Source organism: Actinacidiphila epipremni, assembly GCF_012034175.1.
GTDB lineage: Bacteria > Actinomycetota > Actinomycetes > Streptomycetales > Streptomycetaceae > Actinacidiphila > Actinacidiphila epipremni.
In genome coordinates this window covers 174,644-192,000 of the sequence record NZ_JAATEJ010000001.1, presented here as the reverse complement: position 1 = coordinate 192,000, position 17,357 = coordinate 174,644, and the positions used below count along the sequence as shown (strand labels likewise).

Here is a 17,357-nt window from a genome sequence, read left to right as displayed (position 1 = left end):
GCCGCCCAGGGGCCTCCCCGGGGCCTGAGGGGCCCCTGGGGGGCCCGCGGGGTCAGACGGAGTCGCGCTGGACCAGTTCGGTCGCGAGGACCACGTGGCGGCGTACGGAGGCGCGCTCGGCGATCTCCTCCAGCAGCACCCGGGCCATCGTGCGGCCCATCTCCTCGGTGGGCTGGCGCACGCTGGTGAGGGCCGGGTCCATGTGGCGGGCGATCGCGGAGTCCTCGAAGCCGACCAGGGCGACGTCCTCGGGCACCCGGCGGCCGGCCTCGCGCAGCACCGCGCGGGCGCCGGCGGCCATCACGTCGGAGGCGGCGAAGACGCCGTCGATGCCGGGGCGGCGCACCAGCAGCTCGCGCATCGCGCGCCGGCCGCCCTCCTCGGTGAAGTCGCCGCGGGCGACCAGCGCGGTGTCGAAGCCGCCGAGGCCGCCGGCCGCGGACTCCACCGCCTGCCGGTAGCCGTCGAGGCGGCTGCGGGCCACGTACATGTCCGGCGGCCCGGTGATGGTGGCGACCTGGCGCCGGCCGCGCGCGATGAGGTGGGCGACCGCGGCCCGCGCCCCGCCGACGTTGTCGGCGTCCACGTAGGAGACGGACTCCAGGTCGCTGCGGCGGCCGTTGAGCACCGCGGGCATCTCCAGCTGCTCCAGCAGGTCCGGCAGCGGGTCGTCCTCGTGCACGGAGACCAGCAGCACCCCGTCGACCCGGTGGGCGGCCAGGTACTGCGCGAAGCGCGCCCGCTCCTTGGGCGTCCGGATCAAGGTGAGCAGCAGCTGCATGTCGGTGTCGGCGAGCTCCGCGCCGATGCCCCGGATGATGTCGGAGAAGTACGGCTCGGCGAACAGCCGGGTCTCCGGTTCGGGGATGACCAGCGCGATCGCGTCGGTGCGGTTGCCGGCCAGGGCCCGGGCCGCACGGTTGGGCACATAGCCGAGCTCGGCGATGGCGGCCTCGACGGCGGCCTTCGCGCGGTCGCTCACCCGCGGCGATCCGTTGATCACCCGGGAGACCGTGCCCCGCCCGACCCCGGCGCGCAGCGCCACCTCCTCAAGGGTGGGACGCCCGCTGTGCCGTCCGTTCATGGCCACTGCCGCCTCCTGTACTCATTTCGCGCCACCTTAGCGCCCGGTCCTTCCCCGCAGGAGCGGTTCTTGAGAGCGCTCCCACACTACAAGCCCCAGGCCGCGGCTTCCGTTCAAGAAGTAATCGCCAGTCAGCTCCGGACACGTTCCGGCAACGAAATGGACTTCACATCTTGACACTGACCCCCCCTAGGCGTGAATGTTCCGGAAAGCCTACGTGGGAGCGCTCCCACAACGCCAACTTCCGTCACACCCCCGGGGACCACGCACCACCCGCACGCCGACCCACCCTGACAAGGAGAGTGGAATGCGCACTTCCGGCAGAACCCGCAAGGCCGCCGTCATCGCGGTCGCGGGTCTCGCAGCCTGCGCGACCCTGATCACCGGCTGCAGCAGCGACAGCAAGGACGACAGCAAGGGCAGCAGCGACAGCAGCAGCTCCGCGTCGTCGAACGAGAAGATCACCCTGCATGTCGGCGACTTCGGCTCGTTCGGCTACGACAACGAGAAGGGCGCGGCCCTCTACGCCGAGTACCAGAAGCTGCACCCCAACATCACGATCGTCGAGGACAACGTCTCCGACGGCCAGCAGTACTGGGACAAGCTCAAGCTGCACCTGACGCAGAACAGCGGCCTGGACGACATCCAGGCCATCGAGGTCGGCTACATCGGCCTGGCCATCCAGCCGAACCTGGCCAACAAGTTCGTGGACTTCAAGACGGTCCAGGGCTTCAACGCCGACGACTGGCTGCCGTACAAGGAGAAGCAGGCCACCACCGGCGACGGCAAGATCATCGGCCTGGGCACGGACGCCGGCCCGACCGCGATCTGCTACAACAAGGACGCCTTCGCCAAGGCCGGCCTGCCCACCGACCGCGACCAGCTCGCCTCGCAGTGGAACGGCGACTGGCAGAAGTTCATCGACCTGGGCAAGCAGTTCCAGGCCAAGGCCCCGGCCGGGATGAAGTTCTCCGACTCCGGCAGCGGCCTGTTCAACGCGATCCTGGCCAGCCAGCCGACCCAGTACTCCGACGCCAACGGCAAGCTCATCTACGACACCAGCCAGGGCGTCAAGACCGCCTGGGACCTGTCGACGGAGGCCGTGGAGGCCGGTATCACCGCCGGCTACCAGCAGCTGGACCCGCAGAACGCGTGGACCGCGGCGTTCAAGACCAACAAGTTCGCCACCGTCACCTGCCCGAGCTGGATGGTCGGCCTGGTGCAGAGCAACTCCGGCCCGGCGGGCCAGGGCAAGTGGGACATCGCGGCGCCGCCGCAGGTCGGCAACTGGGGCGGTTCGTTCCTGGCCGTGCCCAAGTCCGGCAAGCACGTCAAGGAGGCGACCGAGCTCGCCCAGTGGCTGACCGCCCCCGAGCAGCAGATCAAGGTCTTCCAGAAGTTCGGCAACATCCCCTCCACCGTCAAGGCCCTCGATGACCCCGCGGTGCAGAACCTGACGAACCCGTACTTCCCGGGCACCCCGGTCGGCAAGCTCTTCGCGAGTGCCGCGAAGAACATCACCCCGGCCCCGATCGGCCCGTGGGACGGCAACGTCAAGGACATCATCACCAAGAACGGCATCATGGACATGGAGAAGCGCCACACGTCCAAGGACAAGGCCTGGTCGAACGTGACCAGCCAGATCAAGGACAAGGTCGTTCAGTAACCCCCAGGCGGGGCCGCCCGGCAGTGTCTCCCACCTGCCGGGCGGCCCGTCATACGGCCGGCTGCGACAAATGAACGCACCGCGCCGAGGCCCCTACAAGTTCTGAACAACCCTCCCCCACCCGGTCCACCGCCCGCACCCCTACGGGAAGGACGCCCCTCGTGGCCACCTCCGTCAGGGCGACGTCCGACGGCAGCCCGCCGTCGTCCAGGCCCGCCCAGCGCCCGTCAACCCAGGACGGCAGCCGACCTCCCGGCTGGCGCACCCGGCTCTACCGCTTCGACACCAAGGCGTCCCCCTACGCCTACGTCGCCCCGTTCTTCATCGTCTTCGCCGCCTTCGGCCTCTTCCCCCTGATCTACACCGGCTACCTGTCGCTGCAGCAGGTGGAACTGGGCGCGCACGGCAAGTGGATCGGCTTCGACAACTACACCGCCCTGTGGAACAGCCCGTTCTTCTGGAAGGCGCTGCGCAACACCTTCACGCTGGGCGTGATCTCCACCGTCCCGCAGCTGATGATGGCGCTCGGCATCGCGCACCTGCTGAACTACAAGATGCGCGGCCGGTCCTTCTTCCGGGTCGCGATCCTCGCCCCGTACGCGACCTCGGTCGCGGCGGCCACGCTGGTGTTCATCCAGCTGTTCAACCCCGACTACGGCATGATCAACCAGCTGCTGGGCCACATCGGAGCGGGCCACATCGACTGGGAGTCGTCCAAGTGGCCGGCGCAGATCGCCATCTCCTCGATCGTCACCTGGCGGTGGACCGGCTACAACGCGCTGATCTACCTGGCCGCGATGCAGGCCGTACCGCATGACCTGTACGAGGCGGCGGCGCTGGACGGCGCCTCGCGCTGGCGGCAGTTCATCAACGTCACGATCCCCTCGATCCGCCCGACGATCCTGTTCACCATCATCGTCTCCACCATCGGCGCGACCCAGCTGTTCGGCGAGCCGCTGATGTACGGCGGCGGCGTCGGCATCACCGGCGGCACCGACCACCAGTACCAGACGCTGAGCCTGTACATGTACGACCAGGGCTGGAACGTCGGCGAGCTCGGCCGGGCGTCGGCGGTGGCCTGGGTCATGCTGCTCATCCTGCTGCTCATCGGCGCGGCCAACCTGCTCGTCGCCCGTGCCAACCGCCGGAAGCTGGGGGGCTGACCCATGGCTCAACTGACCCAGGCCACGCAGAGCGCGGGGCCCCGCCACTCCACCGCCGCCCCCGCGCGCCGCCGCGCCAAGGCCGGGGCGCCGGGCAAGCAGCAGCACGCGGGACCGGTCGCGTACGTCCTGCTGATCTTCGCCGCCGCGGTGTCGCTCTTCCCGCTGTACTGGACGGTCGTGGCGGCCTCCCACACCGACACCGACATCGTTTCCCCGCCGACGCCGCTGCTGCCCGGCAGCCACCTGGTGGAGAACATCAAGGTGGTGTGGAGCGAGGTCGACATGACCAAGGCGCTGATCAACTCCACCGTGGTCGCCGGCTGCGTGGCGCTCAGCACCGTGCTGTTCGCGACGCTCGCCGGGTTCGCCTTCGCCAAGCTGGAGTTCCGCGGGCGCAACGCGCTGCTGATGATCGTGGTCGCCACCATGACCATTCCGCCGCAGCTGAGCGTCATCCCGCTGTACCAGATCATCACCAACGTCGGCTGGGTCGGCCATCTGCAGTCGGTCATCCTGCCCTCGCTGGTCGCCGCGTTCGGCGTGTTCTTCATGCGGCAGTTCCTGTCCGAGGCGCTGCCGATCGAGCTGATCGAGGCGGCCCGGGTGGACGGGGCGCACAGCCTGCGCATCCTGTGGCACGTGGTCTTCCCCATCGCCCGCCCCGCGATGGCCGTGCTGGGCATGCTGGTGTTCGTCCAGGCCTGGAACGACTTCTTCTGGCCGCTGATCGCGCTGAACGAGCAGAACCCGACGGTGCAGGTCGCGCTGGCCGGCGTCGGCTCCGGCAACCACACCGTCGACCACGCCGTGGTCGTGACCGCCGCCCTGGTCGCGACGCTGCCGCTGCTGGTCGTCTTCGCCGTGCTGGGCAAGCAGATCGTCGGCGGTATCACCGCGGGCGCCGTCAAGAGCTGACCCCACCGGCCCGTACGGGACGCAACCCCCCTGTGCCGTACGGGCCCCCGGTGGGAGCCCCCCTCCCCCGACTACCCCCTGATTCCCCTGGAGTCCCCCGTCATGACAGCTGTCCATTCAGAGGGCACCGAGCTATCGACCGGCTCTGCCTCGCTCCGCTTTCCCCCCGGTTTCGTCTGGGGGGCGGCAACGGCCGCCTACCAGATCGAGGGCGCCGCGGCCGAGGACGGCCGTACGCCTTCGATCTGGGACACCTTCAGCCACACCCCTGGCCGGGTCCGCAACGGGGACACCGGTGACATCGCCGCCGACCACTACCACCGCTTCCGCGACGACGTCGCCCTGATGGCGGACCTGGGCCTGGGCGCCTACCGCTTCTCGGTGTCCTGGTCGCGCGTCCAGCCCACCGGCCGCGGCCCCGCCGTGCAGCGCGGCCTGGACTTCTACCGGCAGCTCACCGACGAGCTGCTCGACAAGGGCATCACGCCGGTCGCCACCCTCTACCACTGGGACCTCCCGCAGGACCTGGAGGACGTCGGCGGCTGGACCGTACGCGACACCACCGAGCGCTTCGCCGAATACGCCGAGATCGTGGCGAGCGCGCTCGGCGACCGGGTGCCGTACTGGACGACGCTCAACGAGCCGTGGTGCTCGGCCTACCTCGGCTACGGCTCCGGTGTGCACGCCCCCGGGCGCACCGAGCCGGAGTCGTCGCTGAAGGCCGTGCACCACCTCAACCTCGCCCATGGCCGGGCGATCGGGGTTCTGCGTTCCGTTCTCCCCGCTACAGCGCAGACCTCGATCACCCTCAATCTGCACCAGATCCGCCCGCTCACCGACTCCGCCGCCGACCTCGACGCGGCCCGCCGGATCGACGCGGTCGGCAACCGGGTCTTCCTCGGGCCCATCCTCGGCGACGGCTACCCCGCCGACCTGCTGGACGACACCGCGCACCTGGTGGACTGGGAGACGCTGGTCAGGGACGGCGACCTCGCCGAGATCGGCCGCCCCATCGACCTGCTGGGGCTGAACTACTACACCCCGACGCTGGTGTCCGACGGCCGGGTCGCCGGCGACGGCCCGAAGCCGCCGCGCAACGACGGGCACGGGTCGAGCGACCACTCGCCGTGGCCGGGCTCGGAGCATGTCGCCTTCCACCTGCCGCCCGGCGAGACCACCGCGATGCGCTGGGCCGTCGACGCGACCGGGCTGCGCGACCTGATCAACCGGATCGCCCGCGAGCACCCGGGCCTGCCGCTGATGGTGACCGAGAACGGCGCCGCCTACGACGACTACATCTCCCCCGAGGGCCGGGTCAACGACCCCGAGCGGGTCGCCTACCTGCGCGGCCACCTGTCCGCGGTGCACGAGGCGATCACCGGCGGCGCGGACGTACGCGGGTACTTCCTGTGGTCGCTGATGGACAACTTCGAGTGGGCCTACGGCTACAGCAAGCGCTTCGGCGCGGTGTACGTCGACTTCGGCACGCAGCGCCGGATCCCCAAGCAGAGCGCGCACTGGTACTCCCAGGTGGCGCGTACAAACGTCCTTCCGGACCTCCCGGAGGAGGACGGGAAGTCCTGAGGGGACGGGAAAGAGGGGCGGTACGGCAGTTCGAGGGTGCTGCCGTACCGCCCCTTCCGTGTGTACGGGCGCTCCTACGGGGGCGGCTCCAGCTTGACGCCCACCCCGCGCAGGGTGTGCAGGTAGCGGGGCCGGGCGGCGGACTCGCCCAACTTGCGGCGCAGCCACGACAGATGGACGTCGACCGTCTGGTCGTCGCCGTACGCCTGCTGCCACACCTCGGCCAGCAGCTCGCGCCGGGCCACCACCTCGCCGGGCCGGGCGGCCAGGAAGCGCAGCAGGTCGAACTCGCGCCGGGTCAGCTCCAGCGGTACGCCGTCCAGCGCGGCGGTCCTGCGCCGGGCGTCGACGGTCAGCCCGCCGACCCGCAGCACCTCCTGCGCCGCGGTCGCCGCCGCGCGGATCCCGGCCCGGCGCAGCAGCGCGGCAAGGCGCGCCGCGAGGTGCTCGGGCGCGTACGGCCTGACCAGGAGGTCGTCGGCGCCGGCGTCGAGCAGCCGGACCGCCTCGGCCTCCCCCGCGCCCGGGTCGCAGGTCACGATCACGGGGACGTCGCTGACCGCCCGCAGCAGCGCCAGGACCTCGGCGCCGCGCAGGTCCGGCAGCCACAGGTCCAGCACCACGGCGTCGAACCGGATGCCGGCGACCTCCCGTAACGCCTCCAGCGCGGTACCGGCGCTGCGCACGCTGTGCGCCGCGGACTCCGTCAGGTGACGGATGAGCGCGGAGCGCAGGAAGTGGTCGTCCTCGACGACGAGCACACGGGCCATGGGCGGCAACTTAGCGCGTCGCGCCACCAGTTGGTGGCACAACGTCGCGACCGGGCTGCGCGCGGTGAGGGCGCGTCAGCCGAAGGCGCCCGGCGGCGGCGGGGGCGAGGGCGCGGCGGTGGCGTCGGTGACGACGGGGGCGCCGGCGGTGAAGGCGGTCAGCGCGGCCCCGGTGTCGACCCGGCCGGGATGCGGGTCGGTCGCGACCCGGCGGGTGAAGTCGGCGGTGGGCAGCGGGCGGTCGGCGGCCCACAGGACGGCGTTGCCGAAGCGCTTGCCGCGCAGCACCGCGGGGTCGGCGGCCAGGCACAGCTCGGCGAAGGCGTGGCCCGCGGTCGCGAGCTGGCCGCGCAGGAAGGCCAGGTCGCCGCCGTCGGTGAGGTTGGCGGCGTAGGAGCCGCCGGGGCGCAGCACGCGCCGGACGTCGGCGAGGAATTCGGCGCTGGTCATGTGGGCGGGGGTGCGGGCGCCGCCGAAGACGTCGGCGATGACCAGGTCCGCCCAGCCGTCCTGGAGCTTGGCCAGGCCCGCGCGGGCGTCACCGCCGCGCACCTTGATCCGCCAGCCGCGGTCCCAGGGCAGGTGGGCGCGCACCAGGTCCACCAGGGCGGTGTCGAGCTCGATGACCTGCTGCGTCGAGCGCGGCCTGGTGTGGGCGGTGTAGCGCGCCAGGGTCAGCGCGCCGCCGCCCAGGTGCACCACCCGCAGCGGGGCGCCGGGCGGCGCGACGAGGTCGATGACGTGGCCGAGCCGCCGCTGGTAGGAGAAGGTGAGGTGGTCGGGCGCGGCGAGGTCCACATGCGACTGCGGCGCCCCGTCCACCACCAGCGCCCACGCCTGCGGGCGCTCCCGGTCCGGTACGAGCGCCGCGGCGCCGCCGCCGACCTGTGCGGTGACCGCCTCGGGGGTACGCGCCCGGCCGCCGCGCTGCCTTCTGCCTGCCATGCGCTGCATTATCCGTGGCGTACGGGCTGCTCTCACGCACGGCCCTGCGGGGCTCCGCCCGGCGCCGCGGGGTTTTTCGGGCGTCAGCGGGTCTGGCGGCGGCCCTGGTAGGAGTCGGCGAGCTCGATCGTGCGGGCCGCCTGGCCGAGGGCGGCGCGCAGCACCGCCGGGTCGGTGACGGCGGTGTCGGTGTGCGGCGGGACCAGCCAGCCGCCGTCCTCGACGGGGGGCGCGTCGGCTCCGAGGACGAGGCCGCGGCCGTCGGTGCGGGTACAGGAACTGCCGGGCACGTCCCAGGCGTCGGCGGTGCCGGGCGGCACGAGGAAGCACAGGCTCGCGCCCGTGCGGTCGTGCAGCACCGGGCCGACCCCGCTGCCGTGCCGCAGCAGGTCCACCGCTTCGAGGCCCTGCCGCGCCGGCACGGTCACCAGATCGCACGGCGCCGGCAACTCGCTGCGCTCCGCGCTGGGCCCCGACCTGTGCGTGCCGCTACCACTGGTCTCCACCAAGGCAAACGCTCCTCTCACGACCGGTTCGCCGCCGGCCCCGTCGGGCCCGGCCCCCGGTGTCCCGGTCCGGCGGCGGACGCGGCCGTACCGTTTCTCTGCCACACCGGTACAACGCGCATCGGCTCCGCCGGCTACGTGGGATTCGGGCGGTTGGGGGTGGCGTTTCCTGGCGTATTCGCTCCGCGGGTGATTCTCGGCCGGCGGCGTCGGCTGTTCGGGTGAGCATGCGTGTGGCTCGCGCGAGCGGCTTCCGCCGCCGGCGGAACACTGCGTGACGTGCCGGCCATGAGCGGGGACTTGCGGTCGGGCGGGAGAATGGGAGCGGGAGAACGACAGCGCGGAGGTCAGGGAATGTCGCAGGAGCACCAGGGCCGGCCGGCCCGCGAAGGGGACGAGGCGCGGACGGAGCGGCCCCGGCGGCCCGCGCGGCTGACCTTCGAGCCCGGTGACGTCGTGGACTCCGGCGGCGACCGGTTCTTCGAGCTGGAGTCCATGGAGGACCCGCGCGAACTGCTCGCCCGGGCCACCGAGCTGGAGCACGCCTTCCGCACCGCCGCCGAGCGGGCCGCGGAGTTCCAGGCCGTGGCCGCCGCCCAGCTCACCGACGCCCGCCGCTTTGACCGGCTCAGCATCGCCGACCTCGCCGGGCGGGCCGGCTGGTCCGAGGACTACGCCAAGAAGATGGCCGAGTGGGGGCGCGGCCTGATCGCCGGCGGCGGCGTCACCCCGTAACGGGGCCCGGGCCACGTGAAGCAGCCCGCGGCGGGTCCGTAACGGGTCCGGGCGGTGTCACCGCGTAACCGACCCGTCGCCGTGCGGGGTCGAAGGGTACGCCCCGGGCCCGCCGCTGTCCCGTATTCCGCCGATTCCACCGGCGCGCCGCCCACCAGCGGGTACCTGTAGACGCCATGGATGAATGGCAGGGGACCACCAGCGTCGTAGGAATCGTCACCGAAGCGCAGCGGCGGCAGCACACCGCGTACGTCACCCCGGAAGGCGCCGCCTGGCTCGCCTCCGCGAGCGCCTTCCCGCGCAGCGTCGAGGCCCTGTGGTCGGCCCGGCCGGGCGCGCCCAGCGTCCTGCCGTGCGGCAGGGCCTTCGACGTGGTCAACCTCACGCCGCTGTTCGGCCGCAAGCTCCTGGAGCAGCTGTGGTCCGCGGGCCCGGGCAGCGGCCCGGTCGCCGTCCACCGGGGCCGCGTCCTGCTGCTGGTCGCCCCGGGCACCGCCCAGCGGCTGCCCGCGCTGCTCGGCTGGGAGGAGTGGGCCGGCGCGGTCCCGCCGATGCTCTGCCACGGCGCCGGCGACGCGGTGACCGTCCCGCCCCTGTACGCCGACCCCGCCGCCCCGCCGCAGGACGGCACCGCCCTGTCCCGCTGGGTCGTCGCCCCCGACACCCGGCACCCGTGGCTGCCCGGCCCCGACGTCCTGCTGTGGGCCTGCGTCCGCGCCGTCAAGGCCGCCCGGACGGCCGCCCCGCCGGCCCTGGCGAGCGTGCCCGGAAGCGCGTGAGCCTTATCGATTTTCCAGGTCGCCGGGGTGGGTGCTAATGTTTTCCACGTCAGCAGGCGCCGCTAGCTCAGTTGGTTAGAGCAGCTGACTCTTAATCAGCGGGTCCGGGGTTCGAGTCCCTGGCGGCGCACCTGATCGAAGGCCCTCCGCAGTCGCGGAGGGCCTTCGTCGTACGCCCGGGAGCTCCCGCTCACCCCCGCTCCCCCCTCCGTGCAGCCCTCCGCGACGCCCACCGGCGAGCCCGCTTGGCCCGGTGTGCCCCGACCCGCACCCTTGGACGATGGGGCACTGGTCGCTGTCGGACGCCGTCCACGTACACATCTCCGGCACCGGCGGACGCACCCCCCTGTTCCTGCTGCTGGCCGGCCTGCTCGGCTCCTTCCTCTTCATCCGCTTCAGCGTCCGGATGATCCGCCGCGGCGTGTCCTGGTGGCCCGGCAACGTCCAGCCCGGCGGCCTGCACATCCACCATGTCGTCTTCGGCCAGATCATGATGATCGTCGGCGGCGTCGGCTCCTTCGCCGTGCACGGCGGCCCCGTCACCCACAACGTCCTGGCCGTCGTCTTCGGCGCCGGCTGCGGCCTGGTCCTCGACGAGTTCGCGCTCGTACTGCACCTGGAGGACGTCTACTGGCGCGAGGAGGGCCGGCAGTCCGTCGACGCGGTGATCCTCGCCGTCAGCGTCATCGGCCTGCTCCTGATCGGCCAGGCGCCCCTCGGCGGCTACGTCGGCGGCACCTCCTACGCGACGTACCTGGTCGCGGCGCTGCTGCTGGCCTTCGTCGTGGTGTGCCTGATGAAGGGCAAGGTGTGGACCGGCCTGCTCGGGGTCATGCTGCCCTTCCTCGCCGTCATCGGCGCCCTGCGGCTGGCCCGCCCGGCGAGCCCGTGGGCCCGCTGGCGGTACGGCAGCAGGCCGCGCCGGATGGCCCGCTCCGAGCGCCGCGAGGAGCGCATCCACGTACGGATGGTGGCGTGGAAGACCCGCGCGATGGACGCGGTGGCCGGCGCGCCGAGCCCGGTCTCCCTCACCAAGGCGCCGCCTTCCCGGCCCACCATCGTCGACATCCCGCCGTCCCGCCTGGAGATCCTGCTCGACCGGGTGCTGCGCCCGCTGCGCGACCCCGGCGCGGTCGCGGCCGTCTGGTACCTGCGGGCCGCGACCGCGGTCAACGTCGTCACCGGCCTCGTCGCCCCCTTCCGCTCCCGCGTCCGGGCCGCCACCGACGGCGAGTACGTCACCGCCTTCCTCGTCAGCCCCGGCTTCACCGGCGCCGTCCTCGCGCTCGTGCTGTCCGTCACCCTGCGCCGCCGCAAGCGCGCCGCGTGGATTTTCACCACCGTGCTCGCCGCCAGCTACACCCTCATCCTGGCCGGCACCCTCCTCGGCGTGCGCTCCTCGCGCGGCCACGCCTTCAACTGGGTCTCCCTCGCCCTCACCCTGCTCTTCCTGCTCGCCCTGCTGGCCTCCCGCCCGCTGTTCAACGTCCGCGGCGAACGCGGCAACGTCCTGCTGGGCCTGACCAGCCTGCTCGTCGGGGCGGTCGTCGCCGTGGGCGTCGGCACGCTGCTCGTCCACGCCACCGACCGCACACCGCCGCGCGAATGGGCCCGCAGCCTGCGGTACGCCTCCGTCCGGGTGCTCACCGTCTCCGGACTGTTCGACGTGCCCGGCATCACCGTGCCCGGCTGGACCGACCTGGCCATCAACATCCTCAGCGTCGCCCTGATGCTCGTCGTGCTGCTCGCCTTCTTCCGCTCCCCCCGCAGCCGCGCCCGCCTCCAGCCCGCCGACGAACGCCGGCTGCGCGAACTGCTGCGCGCGCACGGCGCCGGCGACTCCTTCGGCTACTTCGCCCTGCGCCGCGACAAGTCCGTGAGCTGGACCCCCGCCCGCGACGCGGCGATCTGCTACCGCGTCGTCAACGGTGTCGCCCTCGCCTCCGGCGACCCCCTCGGCCCGCCCGCCGCCTGGCCCACCGCGATCACCACCTGGCTCACCCTCGCCCGCCGGCACGCCTGGGTCCCCGCCGCCACCAACACCACGCCCGAGGCCGCGATCGCCTACTCGGCGGCCGGCTTCCACGCGATCACCTCCGGCGAGGAGGCGCTGGTCTCCCCCGCGGCCTTCACCTCCGCGCGGCTGCGCGAGCTGCACCGCATGGTGGGCGACGCGGGCTACACGGCGGCGTACCGCCGCCAGGGGCAGATCGAGCCCGAGGAGTTCAAGCGCCTGGCCCACCTCGCCGACGCCTGGCGTCGGCACCCCGCCGAACGCGGCTTCTCCGTCGCCCTCGGCCGGCTCGGCGACCCCGCCGACGCCGAATGCCTCCTCGCGGAGTGCCGCGACCCCAACGGCCGCACCTGCGCACTCCTCGGCTTTGTCCCCTGGGGCGCGGACGGGCTCACCCTCGACCTCGTCCGGTACGACCGCGAGTCCGGCCGTACGCCGGTCGACTTCCTCCTCACCGACCTCCTCCTCACCGCCCCCGCGGGCGTCACCCGCGTCTCCCTCAACGTCACCGCCTTCCACTCCACCGCGCTGGCCCGCGCCCCCCTGCGCTTCCTCGCCCACCACTGGCGCATCACCGAACGCGCCCATGCGTACGGGGCATACGCCCCGACCTGGGAGCGCCGCCTCCTCCTCTACGAACGCCGCCTCGACCTCCCCCGCGTAGCCGCGGCCACCGCGGTGGCCGAGGGCTTCCTCCTCCCCCACCGCACCCTCCGGGGGTAGCAGGTGTGTTCCCACCCCCAGCCACCCGTGCGAATGAGTGGGCGGGTGCGGGTCTCCCTGTGGCCCTTTCCCACCGTCGGGGGCTCTCCGTCCATGTGTGGACGTCACCCCACCCACCCCAGCCGCGGCGGCGGAAAGCTGCCCCAGCGCACCATGGACGTCCACCCCACCCACCCCCGCCCCCACCGGCGGAGAGCCGCCCGACGACGGGCGGGAGGGGGTGATCCGGGGGGTGCCCCCGCAGGACTGCGCACGACAAGAGGCCACCGAATGCGGACGCAGGCCATGGTGCGCAGTCCGAGGAGGTACCCCCCGGAGCGCCCCCGACCACCCCACCCACCGAACCGACCGCGCCCCACCCCGCCCGGCCAGGACGGTCAGCAGGTGGCCGGGCGGTGGGGGAGGGTGCCGGAGAGGAAGTACGCGTCGACCGTCGACGTCACGCACGCGTTGTGCGCGAAGTACGCCCCATGACCCTCACCCCGGTACGTCAAAACAACGCTGTTGTTGCCGAGCGCCGCCGCCATATGCGCCGCCCCCGGATACGGCGTCGCCGGATCCCCCGTCGTCCCCACCAGCAACGCCTCCGGCGCCGTCCGCGCGGCAACGTTCCGCGTCGCCGCATCCCCCGCCGGCCACCCCGTACACGCCAGAAGCGTCGCCTCCAGCGACGTCCCGAACACCGACGACGCCCGCTCGAACCGCCCGTCCAGCCGATGCACCCCCGCCTCCGTCCGCCGCTCCGGCGTATCCCGGCAGTCGATCGCGAGCTTCGCCATCTCGTAGTTGTCCGGCGCCGTGAACCCCGGCCCCGGCGTAGGCCCGGGCTGCCCCGGTTGCCGCAGCTGCCGCGGCTGCGCCGGAAGCGCCACCCGCCACAACCCCCCGGCGGCACGAGCCGCCCCCGCCGAATCGCCCGTGGCAACCCGCTGCCCCGGCTCCCCCGGATAAGCCAGCTGCATCATCGGCTCCCCGTCCCCCTCCCGCAGCGCGGCCAGCGCATCCCGCAGATCGGGCCAGTCGTCCTTGGAGTACAGAGCGTTCTGCACGCCCTGCACAAAGCCCGCGTGGTCGAGCTGCCCGGTGACCGTCGGCACACCGCCCGCGTCCAGCGTGCGCCCCTGCTCGGCGATCCCGGCCACGATCTCCGCCGGCGAGGACCCGGCGATGGGGCAGCTGTGCGCAGCACAGTCCGCGGCGAAGTCGGTGAGCGCGTGCTGGAAGGCGGTGGCCTGCGCGAGCGCGGTCCCGACGTCGTCGAGCGTGGGGTCCGGGACACCGTCCAGGACCATCCGCCCGGTGTGCTGCGGGAATTCGTGCGCGTACATCGAGCCGAGCCGCCCGCCGTAGGAGAAGCCGAGATACGTCAGGCGCTCGTCGCCGAGAGCGGACCGCACGACGTCGAGATCGTGCGCGGCGTTGGGCGTGCCGACCCAGGGGAGCAGCGCGCCGGAGTGCGACCGGCACGCCTTGGCGACCTGGCGGGCCTGGGCGACGGGGTCGGACGTGGTGACCCCGGAGAGGTCGCCGCAGTCGACGGGCGTGCTGCGCCCGACCCCGCGCTGGTCGAAGCCGATGAGGTCGTACCGCCGGTTGAGTGACGCGAGCTTGCCGGAGCCGACGACCATCGCGAGCTCGTCGATACCGGGGAGGCCGGGCCCGCCGAAGTTGACGAAGAGCGAGCCGATACGCGGCCCGGGCCCGGTCGCCGGGATCCGGCTCACGGCGAGGTCCAGCTCACCGGCCTTGGGATCGGCGTAGTCGCGCGGCACGGACAGCGTGCCGCACTCCATGCCCTGCGGGCTGCGCGGCGGCGCGTCCGAGCACCCGGCCCAGGTGATCTTCTGCCCGTACGGGTCCCGCGCGGCAGAGCCGCCCGCCGCGTGCGGCGCGGCCACCAGAGCCGCCGCGAGCGCCGCAACGACGACGACGGTACGCAGTCGCTCCATGCGCCCAACGTAAGCGCAGCCCGCTCCCCCCGCACCCGCACCCGGCGTCCGACCCAAGCCATGAACCCAAGCGCACCGGCACCCGGCGTACGGCGGAAACCACAGCTCTCCCGAAGCGGACACCCGGCGTCCGGAACGCGGTCCCAGCCGCGCACCTCGACGAGGCCAGGTCGGTCGCGGACCCTGCTTCGTCGCTTCGGGGTGGCTCACCCCAGGATCGGGGTGCCGGGATCGTCCAGCCAAGGGGTGTGGCTGCCCTCGGGGGTGACCGTCAGGCCGAACCGGTCGAATCCGGGTCTGCCGTGGCTCTCCCACCAGGCGTAGGCGTCGGTCACCTCGTCCCACAGCCGGCGTTCTCCGCCCTGGTAGACCTCGAAGACCTCCCGGCCCGGTTCGTAGTCCACCGTCGCCCACGACGACACGGCCTTGTCCCGCAGCCACAGCGTGTACGACCCGTCCGGGTATGTCTGAGCCCAGGGGAACATGCCCTTGGTCCTCAGCCCGATGACGAACATGGGCAACCAGTCGCCGACCGCCTCCGGAGACAGCCCGGACAGCGACTTGTCTCCGTCTGCGGGCCAGGGCTTCCCACCGAGGTATTCACGGGTGTGCAACCGGCTGTAGCGGTGCTGGCGGATACGCATGAACGCCGAGGAGTGGACGAACGGCCCAGATGCCGAGCCATCCGGCTGGACCGTCAGACGGACGATCGCCTCGCTCCCGTAGGCGGTCGCGTAGGGAGCGACGACGACCCCTCCCGTGCGGGTCTGCCCCAACCACGCCCGGGGAATCCCGGTAGCCGACGCGGTGACCAGAACCCGGTCATAGGGCCCGCCCGCCGCATAGCCCGCCGCTCCGTCGCCGACCACGGCGGTGGGCCGATAGCCGGCCTTGTCCAGCCGCTCATGCGCCGCTGCCGCATTGGACGCGTCAACCTCGATGGTCACGACGTTGCGCGCTCCGACCCGCGCCGACAGCAGCGCGGCGTTCCATCCCGTTCCGGTGCCCACCTCCATGACCCGCTCGCCGCCGTGCACGTCCGACGCGCCCAGCATGCGGAAAACCATGGAGGGCTGGGAATTCGAACACGTCGGGGAGCGGCCCCGGTCCGTGCCGGTGTGGTCGCCGTCGTCCCACTGCGTGGTCAAGGACACATCGGCATACACGGCCGCCCGCCACGCCTCGGGGTCGGCGCGGCGGTCCACCGCTTCACCCTGACCGGTACCCGTGAGCCGCCCGGGCCACACGACATCCGGTACGAACAACTCCCGGGGCACGGCCCGGTAAGCAGGCAGCCAGTCCGAGGTCAGCGCTCCGCTCGCCATGAGCTGCGAGGCCAGCCCTTCCGGGCCAACCCCCCGCGCGTGGTGCTCGGTCACCTGCTGCTGCCACCGTTCGTGTCACTGTGACCGGAGTCGTCGCCCTCACCCTGGCCGCCGCCCCCGTGCTTGTTGCCGCTGGAACTGTCGTCCTCCCCGCCCTTGACGATCCACGGCTGTGCGCTGTGCATGACGGTCTCCCTCGTATGTCAGTCCCACGGTTTCCCTCACCGGCATGACTACCTACGTCAAGGACGTTAGGAGGGGGCTGAGTTGCCCGTCCACGAGGTTGCACGAGATTGCACGGACGTTCACCCGAGCGAGTCCACCGCCGCTGTGATCAGCGCGCGTGCTCCTGCCCTGTATCCAGGATCGACGGGCGGGACTTGTTGAGAGCCCGGCTTGCTTGCGCAGATGCTTGAGGATGGCCGCGAGTTCACGCCCCGACTGGTCCAGCTCGTCAGGCTCGATGGCCACCGTTGATGTACTCCCTGAACGGTACGGATTCCGCGAGGGCAATCCGCTGGTGTTCGATGTACGGCGCGGGGTCGCCGTCGTAGAGTTCCCGGCCGGTCTGGGTGCCGTCCTCCGCGTAGTTCATGAGGACGACTTCCGAGCGGTCGAAAAGCCAGAAGTCCTGGACCCCTGCAAGGGGGTTGGGTCTTTCTGTTACGTCCAGGATGCGGATGTCGTCCCCGGCCCGTGAGTGAACGTCGTAGTACATGAACTCAAAGCGGAGATAGTCCGTGAGCGGCTGCCTGACGATGTGGACCCGCCCTTTGGACTTCCCCTCTGCCCTGATCCTTTTCAGGCCCTCCATGTAACCGGAGGAGTAGTTCTCGGGGTCAAGCCGTTGCCCGGCCAGGAAGTCCCGGATGTCTCCGTCCTCACTCGGCACCTTGTAGACGGGAAGGGTTTCGAGTCGCCACGCTTCGTGTTTGAAGCCCTGAGTCCTCGCCGTCCAGGCCTCACCATCCAAGAGCACCGAAAGCCTCCCTCAAGGTCTTCTCGGGGATCTCGACGAGCCCTTCGCCGTCCGGTGCGGTGAACGCCTTGGAAACGTCCCCCTGGACCACGAACGAGCCGGACGCGGTGCGGTAGACGTTCGGGCAGTCGTCGTTGTTGCAGTTCCCGTTCCCATTGCCGGTCAGTCGGGTCAGTTCCTCACGAGCCATAGCTGCGAACCCCCTGCCACGGGCCCT

At 72.0% G+C, this 17,357-nt stretch carries 16 protein-coding genes and 1 tRNA gene; 8 read left to right on the top strand and 9 right to left on the bottom strand.

The features are described 5' to 3' along the window. Positions 1–52: 52 nt before the first annotated feature. Positions 53–1,084 (bottom strand): LacI family DNA-binding transcriptional regulator, encoded by a 1,032-nt coding sequence (locus HCN08_RS00765; protein WP_167980826.1) that lies wholly within the window; start codon positions 1,082–1,084, stop codon positions 53–55. A gap of 307 nt (positions 1,085–1,391) precedes the next feature. On the opposite strand from HCN08_RS00765, the gene HCN08_RS00760 reads away from it, so the two are divergent. The 4 genes from HCN08_RS00760 (at position 1,392) to HCN08_RS00745 (ending at position 6,415) form a co-directional block, all read left to right on the top strand. Beyond that, a complete protein-coding gene (locus tag HCN08_RS00760; RefSeq protein WP_167980825.1) occupies positions 1,392–2,750 on the top strand; it encodes an ABC transporter substrate-binding protein in 1,359 nt (452 codons plus the stop codon). A gap of 161 nt (positions 2,751–2,911) precedes the next feature. After that, a complete protein-coding gene (locus tag HCN08_RS00755) occupies positions 2,912–3,913 on the top strand; it encodes a carbohydrate ABC transporter permease (RefSeq protein WP_167980824.1) in 1,002 nt (333 codons plus the stop codon). 3 nt (positions 3,914–3,916) lie between these two features. After that, entirely contained in the window at positions 3,917–4,831 is a 915-nt protein-coding gene (locus HCN08_RS00750; RefSeq protein ID WP_167980823.1) for a carbohydrate ABC transporter permease, read from the top strand. Between the two features lie 102 nt (positions 4,832–4,933). After that, a complete protein-coding gene (locus HCN08_RS00745; protein ID WP_167980822.1) occupies positions 4,934–6,415 on the top strand; it encodes a GH1 family beta-glucosidase in 1,482 nt (493 codons plus the stop codon). 74 nt (positions 6,416–6,489) lie between these two features. Here HCN08_RS00745 and HCN08_RS00740 read toward each other — a convergent pair whose 3' ends face one another. From HCN08_RS00740 to HCN08_RS00730, 3 genes are all read right to left on the bottom strand, one after another. Continuing rightward, positions 6,490–7,185 (bottom strand): response regulator transcription factor, encoded by a 696-nt coding sequence (locus HCN08_RS00740; protein WP_167980821.1) that lies wholly within the window; start codon positions 7,183–7,185, stop codon positions 6,490–6,492. 75 nt (positions 7,186–7,260) lie between these two features. Beyond that, a complete protein-coding gene (locus tag HCN08_RS00735; RefSeq protein WP_167980820.1) occupies positions 7,261–8,130 on the bottom strand; it encodes a spermidine synthase in 870 nt (289 codons plus the stop codon). 83 nt (positions 8,131–8,213) lie between these two features. Continuing rightward, entirely contained in the window at positions 8,214–8,636 is a 423-nt protein-coding gene (locus HCN08_RS00730; protein ID WP_407648628.1) for a hypothetical protein, read from the bottom strand. Between the two features lie 354 nt (positions 8,637–8,990). Between HCN08_RS00730 and HCN08_RS00725 the strand changes: the two genes are divergently transcribed. The 4 genes from HCN08_RS00725 to HCN08_RS00710 all read left to right on the top strand — a co-directional run bounded on the left by HCN08_RS00725 (position 8,991) and on the right by HCN08_RS00710 (position 12,887). Next, positions 8,991–9,371, top strand: a complete 381-nt coding sequence (locus HCN08_RS00725; protein ID WP_167980819.1) for a hypothetical protein — start codon at positions 8,991–8,993, stop codon at positions 9,369–9,371. A gap of 176 nt (positions 9,372–9,547) precedes the next feature. Then, positions 9,548–10,150, top strand: coding sequence for a bifunctional DNA primase/polymerase (locus tag HCN08_RS00720; RefSeq protein WP_240969656.1), 603 nt, complete (start codon positions 9,548–9,550; stop codon positions 10,148–10,150). Positions 10,151–10,206: 56 nt separating this feature from the next. Next, positions 10,207–10,280, top strand: a tRNA-Lys gene (locus tag HCN08_RS00715). Positions 10,281–10,430: 150 nt separating this feature from the next. Further along, a complete protein-coding gene (locus HCN08_RS00710) occupies positions 10,431–12,887 on the top strand; it encodes a phosphatidylglycerol lysyltransferase domain-containing protein (protein ID WP_167980818.1) in 2,457 nt (818 codons plus the stop codon). 377 nt (positions 12,888–13,264) lie between these two features. Here HCN08_RS00710 and HCN08_RS00705 read toward each other — a convergent pair whose 3' ends face one another. From HCN08_RS00705 to HCN08_RS00690, 5 genes are all read right to left on the bottom strand, one after another. Then, positions 13,265–14,836 carry an alpha/beta hydrolase gene (locus HCN08_RS00705; protein WP_167980817.1) on the bottom strand — a complete coding sequence of 524 codons (1,572 nt, stop codon included), beginning with the start codon at positions 14,834–14,836 and terminating at the stop codon, positions 13,265–13,267. A 206-nt stretch (positions 14,837–15,042) separates the two neighbouring features. Beyond that, a complete protein-coding gene (locus HCN08_RS00700; protein ID WP_322974158.1) occupies positions 15,043–16,215 on the bottom strand; it encodes a methyltransferase domain-containing protein in 1,173 nt (390 codons plus the stop codon). Further along, positions 16,212–16,346, bottom strand: coding sequence for a hypothetical protein (locus HCN08_RS36030; RefSeq protein ID WP_265738138.1), 135 nt, complete (start codon positions 16,344–16,346; stop codon positions 16,212–16,214). The genes HCN08_RS00700 and HCN08_RS36030 overlap by 4 nt, the downstream gene beginning before the upstream one ends. Before the next feature lie 269 nt (positions 16,347–16,615). Next, the gene (locus tag HCN08_RS00695; protein WP_167980816.1) at positions 16,616–17,140 is read right to left on the bottom strand and encodes a DUF6879 family protein; all 525 of its coding nucleotides are present in this window, start codon (positions 17,138–17,140) and stop codon (positions 16,616–16,618) included. After that, complete coding sequence (locus tag HCN08_RS00690) at positions 17,124–17,330, bottom strand: hypothetical protein (protein ID WP_167980815.1); 207 nt, start codon at positions 17,328–17,330, stop codon at positions 17,124–17,126. The genes HCN08_RS00695 and HCN08_RS00690 overlap by 17 nt, the downstream gene beginning before the upstream one ends. Between the last annotated feature and the right edge of the window lie 27 nt (positions 17,331–17,357).